We start from the raw sequence: 16,097 nt of genomic DNA on the forward strand, positions 1-16,097 counted from the left end.
TAGCCGTTAACTCCTCACATTATTTAGTAAATAGGCTGCGCTTAAATCAATCAATTCTGATTTAAGTTGTATGGGGGTTCGCAACGATTGTTATAGAATAAAGTAGCGGTATCTGTAAACTGCTTGTATCCGTATCTATCAAAACTCGTTGCAACTCCATCACCCAAACAATATTCGTAAGAGTACATGGTTTCATTACCCCCAAATTTGGCAGAGAGTTCCTTCCAAATTGGTGGCTGATACCCAAATATATAGTTATAAAACTTGGACGCTTCAGCTTTATCGTAATTGTAGCTTCCTGGGTAGGCAAAAAAATCTCCGTTGAAGTTTAGGCTAATAGACTTTGCTTGATTGTTCGTGAAAGCGATCGAAAAATTACTTTTAGGAAACTGGGGAAATAGCCGGCGGAAGCTTTTGGGAGCGTAAGTATAAGTAACTTGTTCGCCGTTAGTTTTTTTGCTAGTATAACGCCCAAAATAGCGCTCAATCGTTTCGGGTGTTTGATTCAAAACATAACGTCCAGCCCAAGCAGGAAGGGTGAGAAAGCTGTTAACGAGCAGAAATCCCACGGTTAACCCGGTAAAAGCTTGGTATAAATCACAGAATTTCATCCTAATTACCTCCACCTCCCAGCCAGGGAGTTCATAATCGTGTTAGTGGGAGGCTTACGATCAATGATGCTACTTAGTAAGAAAATGTTGCTTGCCACAGCAATTTTTAAGAGGATATTGACTAGAAATGTTACTACATTTGAGTACCTGGCCTGAGGTTGAAGCTTATCTACAACAGTCTAGAGGTATTATTCTGCCTATTGGTTCCACAGAGCAACATGGCCCCACTGGCTTAATTGGTACAGATGCTATTTGTGCAAAAGCGATCGCCCGTGGTGTGGGTGAAGCAACCCAAGCAATGGTAGGGCCGACAATTAATGTAGGTATGGCACTACATCACACCGCCTTTCCCGGTACTATAAGTCTGCGCCCCAGTACTTTAATTCAGCTGGTGCGAGATTATGTGACTTGTTTAGCCAAAGCAGGTTTTAACAAGTTCTACTTTATCAACGGACATGGCGGTAATATTGCCACCCTCAAAGCCGCTTTTTCAGAAACTTATGCTCATTTAGAAGATTTGCAAATACATGATGCACATCGAGTCCAATGTCAAGTTGCTAATTGGTTTATGTGCAGTTCCGTATACAAATTGGCTAAAGAATTATATGGGGATCGAGAAGGTTTCCATGCTACACCCAGCGAAGTTGCTGTCACTCAGTATGTTTACCCAGAAGCGATTAAGCAAGCACCCCTTTCACCGGAAGTTGGAAAAGGACACAGTATTTATAGTGCAACTGACTTTCGCGCGCGTTACCCCGATGGACGCATGGGATCGAATCCTGCTTTAGCTACCCCAGAACACGGTAAGCAGTTTTTTGATTTGGCTGTAAAGGAACTCAGCAGTGGGTATTTAGAATTTTTAAACGCAGAATAGCCCTTTTGCAGTAAATATCCCAATTTGAGGGTGCGCGATCGCTTGTGGGATCGCGCACTATTAATAGCTAGCTGCATCTCCCTGAAGCTAAGACTGACTCTCAAGCTCATTCCTAGCCGATCGCAGCAGATAGTTTATTGGAGAATCGTGATAAGATTGATAAGCAGTAAGCCTGCCGATCGATAGCAGTAATCTTGTTACTGTTTTACCTAAGACACTAAAATAAAATGCTTTCGACAGCTTGAAGCTAATTTTGGAAAGCTAGAGAAGAGTGAATTAGTAGCTTACGCGATCGCTCAAGATAGCTGCTATCAACCTTAATTCAAATTCAATTGATGAAAAAGGTATCCTTGTAGGAGTGCATTTTCTTCAGAGAAGCGCTTTTTTTAGAAAAAGTTATTTTTATTGACCGTAAGCTTGCATATTCATCAGACACATCACAAATAACTCAAATATAATAATGGTCATGCCAATTATCTAATCAGCGATAATTTGCTTTTGTCATAGAAAAAAGGTAATTTAAGTGACATTGCGAGTTCAATTGATTGCCTAAGTGAGATGAATGTGGTGACTTTTACGGGAGGGTAAGGAGATTTGAGGGATGCAAACTCAACAGCCAATCCCTGTTGACAGCAGTTCAGAAAGCGAAACAGTGCCAGCAGAAGAGCCATCGACAGACGAACTCCCGACTATTGAGTTTCCTTCACGCGGGAAACTCAAAGCTAGTTCCTGGCGCATACATCAAAAAATTGGCTATGGATATTTTGTAGCCATTGGCATTGGTTTTTTTGGCTCGCTTACCGGTTTAGTAATTGCGAACTATTACCGGGGAAGGGAAATTAGGCAATTAAATCAAGCTCATGAGCAAGGGCAACTACTGACTAATTATAAAGATGCCGTCATTGGGGCACAATTATATAGCTCTAATCTAGTTTCAGTATTAGAAGATCCTAAAAGGTTACAAACTAAGAAAAACGAATTTCTGAGAAATGTTGATAAAGCTAAAAAATTAGAATCAGAAATTACCAATTTTATAGATAGGAAACCTAAAAGATTAGCAGCAAACAGTGCCACTTTAGTAGCTTTATTGGAAGATTATACGACTAGCTTAGAGTCGTATGTGAAGCAAATAACGTCTGTATTACAGCAAATTGACGATCGGCAAGTGCCGACACAGGAAGTTGCATCAGCACGCGAGCAGTTACTAAAAATTATGCGTGGCGAAACCGCTATACGGCTAGAGCAGCTTTCGCAAACACTGAGTAATATCTTACAAAATGCTGAATTTCAAGAGCAAGAAAGGACACAAGCTGTAGAGCAGGCTAAAGGAGTTGAGAGATTAATTGTCATTATGAGTATGCTGGTGTCAGTGGCGATCGCCGCCATTGTAGCTTGGCGTACTAGTCGCGCGATCGCAGAACCAGTGATCACTGTTACGCAAGTGGCCGAACAAGTAGCCAGAAAATCTAATTTTGATTTACGCGCGCCTGTCACCACCGAAGATGAAATTGGCTTATTAGCTAAATCACTAAATCGTTTAATTGAACGTGTATCTGAGCGTACTAAAGAACTTCAACAAGCTAAAGAATTAGCCGAAGCTGCTAGCAAAGCTAAAAGCATCTTTCTAGCAAATGTTAGTCATGAATTACGCACGCCTTTAAATGCTGTGATTGGCTTAAGCCAACTCCTACAAGATGATGCGACAGATTTAGGTTTATCGGGAGATTTTATCACTGACTTAGAAACAATTAACTCTGCTGGTAGACATTTACTAGAACTAATTAATGACATCCTCGACTTATCAAAAATTGAAGCGGGGAAAATGACTCTCTACCCAGAAACATTTGAGATTGCTACGCTAATTAATAATGTAGTGCTCACAGTTAGATCGGCTGTCGAGAAAAACGGCAATGTCTTAGAAGTAGATTGTGATGAACAACTGGGTACGATGTATGCCGATCAAACAAGAATGCGGCAAGTATTGTTAAACTTACTCAGCAATGCTGCTAAATTTACAACCAACGGCAAAGTAACGCTAAGAGTTAAGAGCGAAAAAGGAGACTTATCACAGACATCTCCTGCTGGGATCGTTACTTTCACTGTGAAGGATACAGGAATTGGCATGTCACAAAGTCAGCAAAAACAGTTATTTCAACCTTTTATCCAAGGAGATACCTCAACTACGAAAAAGTATGGTGGTACAGGTTTAGGTTTGGCAATTAGCCGCCACTTTTGCCAAATGATGGGTGGTGAAATTCTCGTTAAAAGCCAGATTGGAGTGGGTTCTACTTTTACGGTTCGCTTGCCCTTGACTGTAAAGGAGTAAGTTAGCGTAGTTGCTCACACTCGAATTTTGCGGGTTTGTGGAGAGCGATCGCTTTATCTATTGTGATGTTATAATTGCCTAGGTTATGCTTTCGCATTTCCGATAATTCACAGTTTTAGATGAAGAAAAGATACTTCAATCTGTGAAGCAATAGCTGGAGAGGTGTCCGAGCGGTTCATGGTGACGCACTCGAAATGCGTTTTGGGGCAACCCAACGGGGGTTCGAATCCCCCCCTCTCCGTTTAAATTTCTATATTATTAACCTTAATCTTTGAACTATTGAGAGAAAGACAAACTAGATTGAAGATTAAGTTAACTGTCCTAACTTCTCTCTAACGCAGGCACGAAAGGATTTTAGTAAAGCAATTTCGCCCATAGTTTTACTCTGTTGAATAAATCTGCTGATATCGCTTACTGACACTATGGAAAAAGCAATACTAAATGCACACTCAATATATTGTCTTTCAACTAGCTGATAAAATTTTAAATTTTGCCCATCATATCTCCACAATTCAGCTATACCCAAGGCGGAGTAAATCCCGAATTTATTAACTGAGCTAATGGTAATATCAATCTCAATTGCTAAGTCAGGTGGTGGATCAATTTCTAAATTTAGTGATTCCCGACCTCTAATAGCTAATTCATTTTGAATGTAGAACAATTGTCCGGTTCTATTCCCCGATTTACAATTCTTCACTTCAATGTTGTAGAACCAGCACTTCTAATTTCAATTTCTAATTCTTCAGCTAGAGTAATGATAAAGTTACCAAAATTATTTTTGGGGTTTTCATGTTCAAACAGTGGGGTCATAATTTCTAAAGTGCCGCAGTCATAGGCAAATCTAGAGCCTCTATCTTCACCTGTATCTCTTAATAAGGCTTCAAAGGTTTCCCAGCTAACGTTATATAGCACTGTTCTTCGTTCGACAGGAGTTGACTGGATAAGCATATTACAAGACTTCTTCTGTCAGAATACTAGCTAAAATTTCTAAAATTTTACCTATATGACTAATATAATATTCACTCAAATCAATCTCAACCACTTGCTCAATAAGCTTCAGAAACTTCTAGTTAGTTGCAGTGGTGAGAGTTCATAAATTGTTTGGATGTTCTTTCCTTCGCCTTCATTAAATAATTTAGCTAAAGTTATATTGATTTTTAATTGCTTTTGATTAACTAGAAGACACAAATTCTAATGTTTTAGCATAGCGATCGCTCTCTCAAAAATTCCTGGGCATGAGAAAATCAGATAACACAATCGCAACTGTTGCGATTAAAGGCATAGAAGGAAAAAAGATGTCGGAGAATTTGAGAAGCCAGGTTGTGACCCAAGGGGTACAGCGATCGCCTAATCGCGCTATGCTGCGTGCAGTTGGTTTTCAGGATGAAGATTTTAATAAGGCCATTGTTGGTATTGCCAATGGTTATAGCACCATCACCCCTTGTAATATGGGGATAAATCAACTAGCGCAAAGAGCTGAGGCTGCTGTAAAAACGGCTGGAGCAATGCCACAAGTGTTCGGCACAATAACTATTAGTGACGGCATTTCGATGGGAACTGAAGGGATGAAATATTCCCTCGTGTCACGAGAAGTAATTGCTGATTCGATAGAAACAGCCTGTACTGGGCAAAGTATGGATGGTGTGCTGGCGATTGGTGGTTGTGATAAGAATATGCCAGGGGCAATGCTGGCGATCGCCCGCATGAATATCCCTGCTATTTTTGTTTACGGTGGGACAATTAAACCCGGACATTACAATGGCAAAGATTTAACTGTTGTCAGTTCTTTTGAAGCTGTAGGTCAATACAGCGCTGGCAAAATTGACGAGAATGAATTGCTAGAAGTCGAACGCCGTGCTTGTCCTGGTGCTGGTTCCTGCGGTGGGATGTACACGGCTAACACCATGTCTTCTGCTTTTGAAGCAATGGGGATGAGTTTACCCTATTCTTCCACAATGGCAGCGGAAGACGCAGAAAAAGCTGACAGTACAGAAAAATCCGCATTCGTATTGGTAGAAGCGATTCGCAACCAACTTTTACCCCGCCAGATTATCACCCGCAAATCTATCGAAAATGCCATTTCTGTAATTATGGCAGTCGGTGGTTCCACAAATGCAGTGTTGCATTTTTTAGCGATCGCTCGTGCTGCTGGTGTAGAACTCACTTTGGATGACTTTGAAGAAATTCGTGGTCGCGTTCCAGTTTTGTGCGATTTAAAACCAAGCGGTAAGTATGTAGCTACAGACTTACACAAAGCTGGTGGGATTCCCCAAGTCATGAAAATGCTACTGGTACACGATCTGTTACACCCAGATTGCATTACTATTAGCGGTCAAACAATTGCCGAAGTCTTAGCAGATGTATCAGACGAACCACCTGCAAATCAAGATGTTATTCGTCCTTGGAATAACCCGATGTATGCCCAAGGTCACTTAGCTATTCTTAAAGGTAATTTAGCAACAGAAGGTGCTGTAGCTAAAATTACAGGAGTGAAAAAGCCAACAATTACCGGGCCTGCACGAGTATTTGAATCGGAAGAATCCTGTTTAGATGCAATTCTCGCTGGGAAGATTCAAGCTGGTGATGTGATTGTTATCCGTTACGAAGGGCCTAAAGGTGGCCCTGGTATGCGGGAAATGCTAGCGCCTACATCAGCAATTATTGGTGCTGGTTTGGGCGATTCTGTAGGATTAATTACCGATGGAAGATTTTCTGGTGGTACTTACGGCATGGTAGTAGGTCACGTTGCACCAGAAGCAGCCGTTGGCGGTGCGATCGCTCTTGTGGAAGAAGGCGATCGCATCACAATTGATGCCCCTGCGCGTTTATTACAGTTGAACATCTCCGATGAAGAATTAGCTCGTCGTCGTGCCAATTGGCAACCTCCTGCACCTCGTTATACCAAAGGTGTGCTAGCTAAATATGCCAAATTAGTAGCTTCTAGCAGTCTTGGTGCAGTTACTGATTTAGATTTGTTTGATAATTAGTTATTACTTGCGGAGTTTTGGTAAATTTTCTGAGAATATAAGTAACTGGCTCTATTTTATAGAGCCAGCTTTTTTGGGAGATTTGAAATTTGTTTATTTTGAGATCGTTACCAAAATTGCTACTTACAATCTTCACAATTCCACTCGACTTTTAAAAATCCCTTATTATCATCGAACGCTGCTCCATTATTACTATCACCAGTATCATTAATTGTAAATAAAACTGTTTCATTTGGATCTAATTCCAATGTTTTCTGGGAACCTACAAAATAGTATTCTCCTTTCTGACGAACTATCAAAGACCCCTCTGGAAAACCAGGCAAATTGTAATTCTGAGTAGCTTTAGGAAAGTGATTATTTCCATCAGCACTATTAGCTTCTAAATTAGAGTTATATGTCCACTTACCTGTAGCAAAGAAGTGAAATGTTCGACTCGAAGAGTACTTATTAACAAAAGCTGTACCTAGTGGTTTCTTAGCTTCCACTGTAAATTTTCCCTCCGTCTGTTGAGAGACAGGTGAAGAAGTAGCAGCATTTGTAGATGGAGTATTAGCTTGTGTTGGTGTTGATGGATGTATACTTTGGACTACAATTGTCAGAATAGCTGCAATTCCTGCTCCTCCACCTAAAGCTGTCAAAATGCCAGATAAGCTTGTCCAAAAACCGCTTTGTTGTTTGTTGTCATTCATAGACTGCACTCTGATTTCTCAAACTAGGAAACTTAGTTGCTTTCATGCTGTCAAAAAAGAACCACAACGGTAAAAATGCGGATTCCGGAAACAATTAGCAGCTATACCAATCCTGATTGTTAAAGTAAAAGCATCATATTTATGAAAATTTACTAACCTTGATTCAGTAAATTTTCGGTAACTCTCATACTTAGAAGTAGCTATATCACTGTAATAGTAACCATGTTTGTAGAGGCGATCTGCTTCCTTTTTTATTTTTTAAATAATTTTACTTGTATTTTAATTAATTCAGATATTTGTAAAACTTTGGTGAATTTACCTATTCATATTCTTTTCTTAATCTTAGTTCAGTAAATTCCGGGTAACTATTTACACGAGTTAAACTACTAAGCGCTAAATTTTTGTAATGAACAGAAGAATATTAGACGCAGTACGGCCTGTTTAAGAATAGGTCGCTATTTTGTGCATCTTAATTGATCGTTGAAACGCCTGCTGAACCAGCGTATTTTCTCCCATCTATTTACTAAATTATGGCACCTATAAATTTGAATCCAGGTGATATTGCGATCGCTGGCTGGCAAATATTTCTATCTGTGCCAAACCAACTCTGTGATTGCTGCATTTACAGCATAAATGTAGCTCGTTTTTCTTGATGTTTTTATTCAGTTTCTTTGTTCATTAAGTTCATCAACTAGGAGATTTTATCTGTGGCAGTTAATCCTGGCGATATCGCTTTTGTTGGCGTAAATTCTACCGATCCAGATCAGTTTGCAATCCTTGCCTTAAAAGCAATTGGTCCTGGTGATACGTTCTATGTAACTGATGGTGGTTACATCTCACCCACGAATGCCGCAAACACAACGTTTCGGGCAACGGAAGGTTTCCTTCAGTACACAGCACCGGCTGGGGGAATCGCTGCGGGTAGTGTCATCCTGATTAATGCTGGCAGTGGTAATCCTCCATCGGTCTCTCTCAATGGTGGCGGTGCTGCCGGAACTGTGACACTTCTTCCTAATAGCAGTAATAACACCACCAATTTATCATTTTCCACAAGTGGTGATTCACTCACTGTCTATACAGTTACAAGTGGGACATACTTGACTGGCACACCCACGCTGATTACTTTTATTGACTTTGGCGTTAATCCTTATGGTTCGGGTTCAGCGCAAGCATCCAACATCCCGACAATTTCTGGAGGTCAGGTTCTCGACCTTGCTAATCTCGACAATGCAATCTTCACCAATGCCTCAAATGTATACTCTCAGACTATTTCTGATCTGAGTACTGCTAGTAACTTCACCCAACGGGAGACAACACCCTACGACCTCACCACACTGGCTTCATCTCCCATCACGACAATACCTAGCGTTACTCTTTCGGTTAGTCCTAACACAGGTTCTGAAGCAGAGCAAACAGCAATTACTGTTACTGTCACAGCCGCTAGTGCGGTTTCTGGGGATCAGACAGTTACTTTAGGTGTAAGCGGCACAAACATCACAACAGATGACTACGCCCTCAATAATACGACGACGAATGCCGTCACTATCACAATTCCCAACGGTCGGACAACAGGTACTGTGACTTTCAAGATTGCTGATGATACACAACTTGAGGGAACCGAAACCGCAACTCTGAGCATTAGCAACCCCTCTTCTGGAATTGCCTTGGGAAATGTAACGACTCAAAACATTACAATTACCGACAACGATAGCGTTGTAGATTTGTCTAAGTATGTCCGGATTGGTCGGTATGATTTACCTGAACCAACCCGTACTGCTGCACCAGCCAACAGTTTGCTTGCCAAAGAAGCCTCAGCAGTGACCTACAACTGGGACACGGACACGCTGTTTGTTGTTGGGGATGGTGGGACATCGATTGTTCAGGTTACAAAAACCGGACAGCTAATCAACTCCATGACATTAGCTCCTGGCAGTAGTCCCCAAGGCACAGAATTTTATGATACGGAAGGATTAACTTACGTTGGCAATGGCAAATTTGTCCTCACCGAAGAGCGCTACAGACAAGCTAACTTGTTTACGTATGTTGCAGGTGGCACGCTGCAAAGATCTGACGTTCAAACCGTCAAGCTTGGTACAACAGTTGGCAATATTGGGATTGAAGGCATCTCCTACGACCCATTGACAAGCGGATTCATTGCTGTAAAAGAGTTAAATCCAGAAGGAATTTTACAAACAGGCATCGATTTTAATGCGGGTACTGCAACCAACGGTTCGCCGACAACAGACAATTCAACCAACCTTTTCAATCCGGCTCTGGCAAACCTCGCAGACTTTTCAGATGTTTTCGCTCTATCCAACCTGCCGGCTTTAAGTGGAACGCCAGATTACAACAATCTGCTGATCTTGAGTCAAGAGTCGGGCAAAATTGTCAACATCGATCGCTCTGGAAATATTCAAAGTTCACTAACGATTATCGGCGACCCAGATAATCCGTTGTCTGTGACAGACCAGACTAATGAAGGTCTGACGATGGATCGCAATGGTATTCTATATGTCGTTAATGAAAATGGCGGCGGCGATGCCAACCACCCACAACTCTGGGTCTACGCACCGTCTTCAGTGCCAAATCAAGCTCCAACCGCGATCGCGCTGAAAAATCAGGTTAATGCGATCGCAGAAAATACCAGTACTACAACAAGGATTAAAGTAGCAGATATTGCTATTACTGATGATGGGCTGGGAACCAATAATCTGACGGTGACTGGATCTGATGCCAACTTCTTTGAAGTTGATAGCACTGGATTATACATCAAAGCCGGAACCGTTCTAGATTACGAAACCAAGACCAGCTATAGCATCAATATCAATGTAGACGATCCAAGCGTTGGCAGTAACCCAGATGTAAGCACACCTTACACCCTAAATATTACCGATGTTGTCAATGAAGGTTCTGCCAGTACCTCACTGAAGATTACTGAAGTGGCTCCTTGGTCGAGTGGCAATAGCCCCCTTGCTGCCGATTGGTTTGAGGTGACAAATACTGGCCCCAGTGCGGTAAATATCACTGGTTGGAAGATAGATGATAACTCTAATTCCTTCGGTTCAGCAGTTGCCCTCAATGGCATCACTAACATCGCTGCTGGCGAGTCGGTTATCTTCATCGAAAGTTCCGATCCGGGAGTCATTCAGAACTTCAAAGCCTTATGGTTTGGTGCTAACGCGCCCGCGAATCTGCAAATTGGCACTTACTCTGGTTCAGGGGTTGGCTTAAGTACATCGGGGGATGCCGTTAACCTATTTGACGGCAGTGGCACATTACAAGCTAATGTCACCTTTAGTGCTTCCCCAGGAAGTGCTCCATTCTCAACCTTCGACAATTCACCTGGTCTGAACAATGCGGCTATCTCGCAACTAAGTACCATCGGACAAAATGGTGCTTTTGTTGCAGTGAACGATATCAATGAAATCGGGTCTCCAGCTACAATTGCTGCTCCTTCACCAGCTTCTCCTGTATTCAACTTCAGTACAGGTAGCTACAGTATCGCAGAGGGCAATACACCTGGCTTCTCTACCAACGCCACAGTGCGAATTTACCGCACTGGCGATGTATCTGGCACGAATAGCGTACAGCTAAAGCTAAGTGACGGCACGGCAACAGGTAGCGGTCTTTCTGCTCCTGTGCAAAGTACCCTTCAAGGGCCTAGCACTGGCTCGACCCCTTACATCCTCCCTGTCGCATCGGGTGTAAAGGTAATATCCCTTCTCACCACAGACAACACAGGAGCTAATCCCGACGACACCGTACCTAAAGTGGGCGGTGGCACCTACGGAATGGACGGTATTCCTGATGGTTTGGGAGCTTTCGACAATGGCGATGGCACCTTTACTGTGCTAATGAATCATGAGTTAGGGAACACGAATGGCGTAGTGCGGGATCGTGGTGCAAAAGGTGCTTATGTTTCCAAGTTTGTCATTGACAAGAGTACTCTCCAAGTCGTTTCTGGTGAGGACTTGATCGAGCAAATCTATGGCTGGAACTCTACCACTCAAAGTGTTGACACTACTGCTCCCATCACCCTGGCAATCAACCGCTTTTGCTCTGCTGACCTCCCCGCTGTCACAGCTTTCTACAACCCCAACACAGGACTTGGATCTCAAGCGCGAATTTTCATGAATGGGGAAGAAGGCGGTGCGACAGGTTATCAATTTGCTACGGTTGTCACTGGGGCTGATGCGGGGAAAGCCTACATTCTCGGCAAGTTTAATCTTTCTACCAATGGTTCTGGTTTGTCAGGTGTGGGGGGGTGGGAAAATGCTCTTGCCAATCCCTATGCTCAAGACAAAACTATCGTCATCGGCAACAACGATGGCGGTACTGGCATTATGAATAATGCGGTTGCCGTTTATGTCGGTACAAAGCAAAGCACGGGTACTGAGGTTGACAAAGCTGGTCTTACCAACGGCACCCTCAAGTTTATCAACGTTGTGGGTAACTCTGCGGAAATTGCTAATGCCACAACTCGCGCCACCAATATCATCAGTAGCACTCGATTTACCCTCAGCAGCACCGCCTCAACGACATTCTCCCGCCCCGAAGACGGCGCATGGAACCCCCTCGATCCTCGCCAATACTTCTTCGCCACCACCGATCGCCTTGATCAGGTATCAGATGGAGTCGGAACTCAGATTGGGCAGACCCGCCTATGGCGCTTGACCTTCGATGATATTACTAATCCAGATGCTGGGGGGACAATCGACCTGCTAGTTGATGGTGATACAGTCAATGGTGTAAAAGTCAATATGTTTGACAATATCACCATTGATAAGTACGGTCACATCTTGCTGCAAGAAGATGTGGGTGGTGCAGCACACAATGGCAGGATCTGGCAGTATGACATTGCCACAGACACCCTAAAACAAATTGCAAAACACGATCCCGATCGCTTTGGAGATATTGGTAAAGTTGCAACTTCACCGTTTAATAATGATGAAGAATCTTCTGGAATTATTGATGTTCAAGACATTCTAGGCCCCGGTTGGTTCTTGACTTCTGACCAAGCCCACTACACTACAGGGGTTACAACATCGCAGGTAGAAGGGGGACAGCTACTGGCAATCTTCAACCCGGATACCTACAACGCAGCAATTGATTATAACAACACGCCAATTACGGTTACGTTCAACCCCGGTGAGACGTACAAGGATGTGCAGATTCCGATCGCGGGAGATTTCACACCAGAAGCCAACGAAACCGTTAACTTGAGTTTGGTGAATCCCAGTGCAGGTACAGTCATTGGCACTAAGCAGCCTACCGCAGTGTTAACTATCAATAATGACGATCTACCTCCTAGTGCTCGCATCCATGATATCCAGGGAGCAGGGCATATTTCACCTCTCAATGGTCAGAACGTCACCAATGTTCCAGGTATTGTTATTGCCGTAGCTAGCAACGGATTTTACTTACAAGACCCCAACCCCGATAACGACGATCGCACTTCCGAAGGCATCTTTGTCTTTACTAGTTCTGTTCCTACAGTTGCAGTAGGCGATTACATCCAGGTAAGTGGTAAGGTTTCTGAATTCCGTCCTGGTAGCAATGCTAACAACGTGACTACTACGGAAATTATCAATCCCACAATCAATAAGCTATCTTCAGGTAATAGCTTGCCTGCTGCAATCTTTTTGGGCAACGGTGGTCGCACCATCCCCACAACAGTAATTGAAGACGATTCTACTAATGTAGAAACCAATGGCAGCTTCGATCCGGCGAATGATGGCATTGACTTCTATGAAAGCCTAGAAGGAATGCGGGTGCAAATCAATAACCCAGTTGCCACTAGCCCCACTAACGACTTTGGCGAAGTTTGGGTGTTAGCAGATAACGGAGTCAACGCTACTAGTAAAACCGCTAGAGGCGGTAGCTTAATTAACCAAACCGATTTCAACCCGGAACGCATTCAAATTGATGACAATCTGTTCTCTGGCGGAACACCCAAGGTCAGTGTGGGTGCTAAGTTTGGCACAATTGTCGGTGTAGTAGACTACAACTTTAACAATTACGAAGTCCTGCCAACTACTGCACCGACTGTAGTTACGCCCAGTACCCTAACCAAGGAAGTTACTAATCTTACTGCTACGTCCAGCCAACTAACGGTTGCTACCTTCAACGTTGAAAACCTCGATCCTGGTGATGGTGCTACCAAGTTCAACAACTTGGCTGCCAGAATTGTGAATAACTTGAAATCTCCAGACATTATTTCTCTGGAAGAAATTCAAGACAATAATGGGGCGACGAATGATAGCGTAGTTGATGCCAGCGTTACTTACCAAACATTAATTAATGCGATCGCATCTGCTGGTGGCCCCACATATCAATATCGGCAAATTAACCCAGTAGATGATACTAATGGCGGTGAACCTGGTGGTAATATCCGCGTAGGTTTCTTGTTTAACCCCAATCGTGTCAGCTTTGTAGACCGTCCTGGCGGTACTTCTACCTCCAATACTATAGTTAGCAATGTCGGAGGTACTGCTACACTTTCTGCTAGTCCTGGTTTAGTTGACCCAACAAACTCCGCTTTTAATAGCAGTCGTAAGCCGTTAGTTGGAGAATTTACTTTCAACGGTCAGACTGTATATGTCATCGGCAATCACTTTAACTCTAAAGGTGGCGATCAACCTTTATACGGGCCGAATCAACCACCAACACTCAGCAGCGAAGTACAGCGCCAGCAGCAAGCCACAATAGTGAAAAACTTTGTGCAGAGTATTCTGGCGATTAACCCTAACGCCAATGTGGTTGTAGCAGGTGACTTGAATGATTTCGAGTTCTCTAATCCCCTGAATACGCTCAAAAGTGCCGGACTTAGTGCTTTAATTGAAACTCTACCCGCAAATGAGCGTTATACCTACAACTTTGAAGGTAATGCTCAAACTCTAGATCATATCCTGGTAAGTAACAACTTGTTCAATAAACTCGACGGGTATGATGTAGTACATATCAATTCCGAGTTTTCCGACCAGGATAGCGACCATGACCCCAGCGTCGCTAGGTTTAACTTACTAGCTAATCAAGCACCAACAGCAGTTAACCTGAATAATCAGCGTAATAGTATCAATGAAAACAGTGATACTAGTAGCCAGGTGAAAGTGGCAGAGATTGCGATCGCAGATGATGGTTTAGGTACAAATAACCTGAGTTTAACTGGTGTAGATGCTAGCTTCTTTGAAATCGAAAATTCTGTTTTGTATCTCAAAGCCGGAACCAACCTCGATTACGAAAGTAAATCTAGCTACAACGTTATGGTTGCTGTTGACGATCCCGCAGTTGGTAATACTCCGGATGCTACTGCAAACTTCACTTTGACTGTCAATGATGTTAATGAAGCACCAAAAGCAGTCAACCTCAATAATCAAGTTAATAGTATCAATGAAAACAGTGATACTATTAGCCGAGTCAGAGTGGCAGATATTGTGATCGCAGATGATGCACTGGGTACAAATAACCTGAGTTTAACGGGTGCAGATGCTAGCTTCTTTGAAATCGACAATTCTGTTTTGTATCTCAAAGCGGGAACCAACCTCGATTACGAAAGCAAATCAAGCTACAAAGTTACAGTTGCAGTTGATGACCCGACAGTAGGCAATAATCCTGATGCTACTGCTAGTTTCTCTTTGAGCGTCACCGATGTGAATGAAGCACCAGTGGCTAACAATGATAGCGCCACTACTAGTGATATTAAGCCAGTTACAATTAATGTTCTGGCGAATGATAGCGACCCAGATAGCGATCCACTCAGTATTAGCAGCTTTACTAATCCTAATGGCGGTACGGTGGTGAAAAATCAGGATAATACCTTCACCTATACCCCTGACATTGGCTTTTCTGGTAGTGATAGCTTTGCCTATACCGCCAGCGATGGTAAAGGTGGTACTGACACAGCAACCGTCAACTTGACTGTAAACCGTATTAGTACTGGAATTTTTGGTACTTTAAATCAGGATAATCTCACAGGCACAAACCAAAAAGATCTGATTGGAGGTTTAGCTGGTGATGATTCACTCAAAGGTGGTAACGGTGAAGACACTATCTATGGTGGTCTTGGCAATGACAGCCTTAATGGTGAAAACGGCAACGATATTCTCTACGGTAATGACGGCAACGACAGCCTTGATGGCGGAAATGGTAACGACACCTTATATGGTGATAGCGGCAATGATACTTTAATAGGTGGAAATGGTGATGATCTCTTAGTTGGAGGTAAAGGAAGCGACTTCCTGACTGGTAGTAATGGTAGCGATCGCTTTTATTTAACTGGTAAAAGTACTGGTGAATTCGACACTATCACTGACTTTGTGCATGGAGTTGACTCTATTGTTATCTCCAAGTCGGAATTCGGACTGAGCCAACTACCAGGTGTACTTAACTCCAGCTTGTTCTGGTCTGGTACCAGTGCTAATACGCCGAGCAATCGCTTTATCTACAATTCAAGTACAGGGAACCTATTCTTTGACGCAGATGGAATCGGTAGCACAACACAAATTCAAATAGCCCAGTTAACGAATAGGGCTATGCTTACCAGTAGCGATATTACTGTGATTGCATAGCAAAGTCATAGCGATCGCGTTTGTAGCGGTGTAGTCACTGCTG

Annotated in this window: 6 protein-coding genes, 1 tRNA gene and 1 pseudogene; 5 read left to right on the forward strand and 3 right to left on the reverse strand. The window is 42.9% G+C overall.

Going from position 1 to position 16,097, the window contains the following annotated elements; genetic code table 11:
* Nucleotides 1–50: 50 nt before the first annotated feature.
* Nucleotides 51–611 carry a hypothetical protein gene (locus AACU33_RS04380; protein WP_096587212.1) on the reverse strand — a complete coding sequence of 187 codons (561 nt, stop codon included), beginning with the start codon at nt 609–611 and terminating at the stop codon, nt 51–53.
* A gap of 127 nt (nt 612–738) precedes the next feature.
* Between AACU33_RS04380 and AACU33_RS04385 the strand changes: the two genes are divergently transcribed.
* The 3 genes from AACU33_RS04385 to AACU33_RS04395 all read left to right on the forward strand — a co-directional run bounded on the left by AACU33_RS04385 (nt 739) and on the right by AACU33_RS04395 (nt 4,052).
* Nucleotides 739–1,485, forward strand: a complete 747-nt coding sequence (locus tag AACU33_RS04385) for a creatininase family protein (protein WP_096587213.1) — start codon at nt 739–741, stop codon at nt 1,483–1,485.
* Between the two features lie 601 nt (nt 1,486–2,086).
* Nucleotides 2,087–3,811, forward strand: coding sequence for a sensor histidine kinase (locus AACU33_RS04390; protein ID WP_096587214.1), 1,725 nt, complete (start codon nt 2,087–2,089; stop codon nt 3,809–3,811).
* Between the two features lie 156 nt (nt 3,812–3,967).
* A tRNA-Ser gene (locus AACU33_RS04395) sits at nt 3,968–4,052 on the forward strand.
* A 66-nt stretch (nt 4,053–4,118) separates the two neighbouring features.
* Here the strand turns inward: AACU33_RS04395 and AACU33_RS04400 are convergent.
* A pseudogene (locus AACU33_RS04400) lies at nt 4,119–4,759 on the reverse strand (Uma2 family endonuclease).
* A 347-nt stretch (nt 4,760–5,106) separates the two neighbouring features.
* On the opposite strand from AACU33_RS04400, the gene ilvD reads away from it, so the two are divergent.
* Nucleotides 5,107–6,798, forward strand: coding sequence for a dihydroxy-acid dehydratase (ilvD, locus tag AACU33_RS04405; protein WP_096595131.1), 1,692 nt, complete (start codon nt 5,107–5,109; stop codon nt 6,796–6,798).
* A gap of 119 nt (nt 6,799–6,917) precedes the next feature.
* Here ilvD and AACU33_RS04410 read toward each other — a convergent pair whose 3' ends face one another.
* A complete protein-coding gene (locus AACU33_RS04410; RefSeq protein WP_096587215.1) occupies nt 6,918–7,487 on the reverse strand; it encodes a hypothetical protein in 570 nt (189 codons plus the stop codon).
* A 707-nt stretch (nt 7,488–8,194) separates the two neighbouring features.
* Between AACU33_RS04410 and AACU33_RS04415 the strand changes: the two genes are divergently transcribed.
* Nucleotides 8,195–16,054 carry an SdiA-regulated domain-containing protein gene (locus AACU33_RS04415; protein WP_339375760.1) on the forward strand — a complete coding sequence of 2,620 codons (7,860 nt, stop codon included), beginning with the start codon at nt 8,195–8,197 and terminating at the stop codon, nt 16,052–16,054.
* Nucleotides 16,055–16,097 lie beyond the last annotated feature (43 nt).

This window comes from Calothrix sp. NIES-2098, from assembly GCF_963875125.1.
In the GTDB taxonomy this organism is placed as follows: Bacteria; Cyanobacteriota; Cyanobacteriia; order Cyanobacteriales; family Nostocaceae; genus Aulosira.

What these genes read in the sequence shown, in the direction of transcription:
- AACU33_RS04380 (WP_096587212.1), bottom strand. Translation starts at nt 611, where the DNA reads ATGAAATTCTGTGATTTATACCAAGCTTTTACCGGGTTAACCGTGGGA.
- AACU33_RS04385 (WP_096587213.1), top strand. Translation starts at nt 739, where the DNA reads ATGTTACTACATTTGAGTACCTGGCCTGAGGTTGAAGCTTATCTACAA.
- AACU33_RS04390 (WP_096587214.1), top strand. Translation starts at nt 2,087, where the DNA reads ATGCAAACTCAACAGCCAATCCCTGTTGACAGCAGTTCAGAAAGCGAA.
- ilvD (WP_096595131.1), top strand. Translation starts at nt 5,107, where the DNA reads ATGTCGGAGAATTTGAGAAGCCAGGTTGTGACCCAAGGGGTACAGCGA.
- AACU33_RS04410 (WP_096587215.1), bottom strand. Translation starts at nt 7,487, where the DNA reads ATGAATGACAACAAACAACAAAGCGGTTTTTGGACAAGCTTATCTGGC.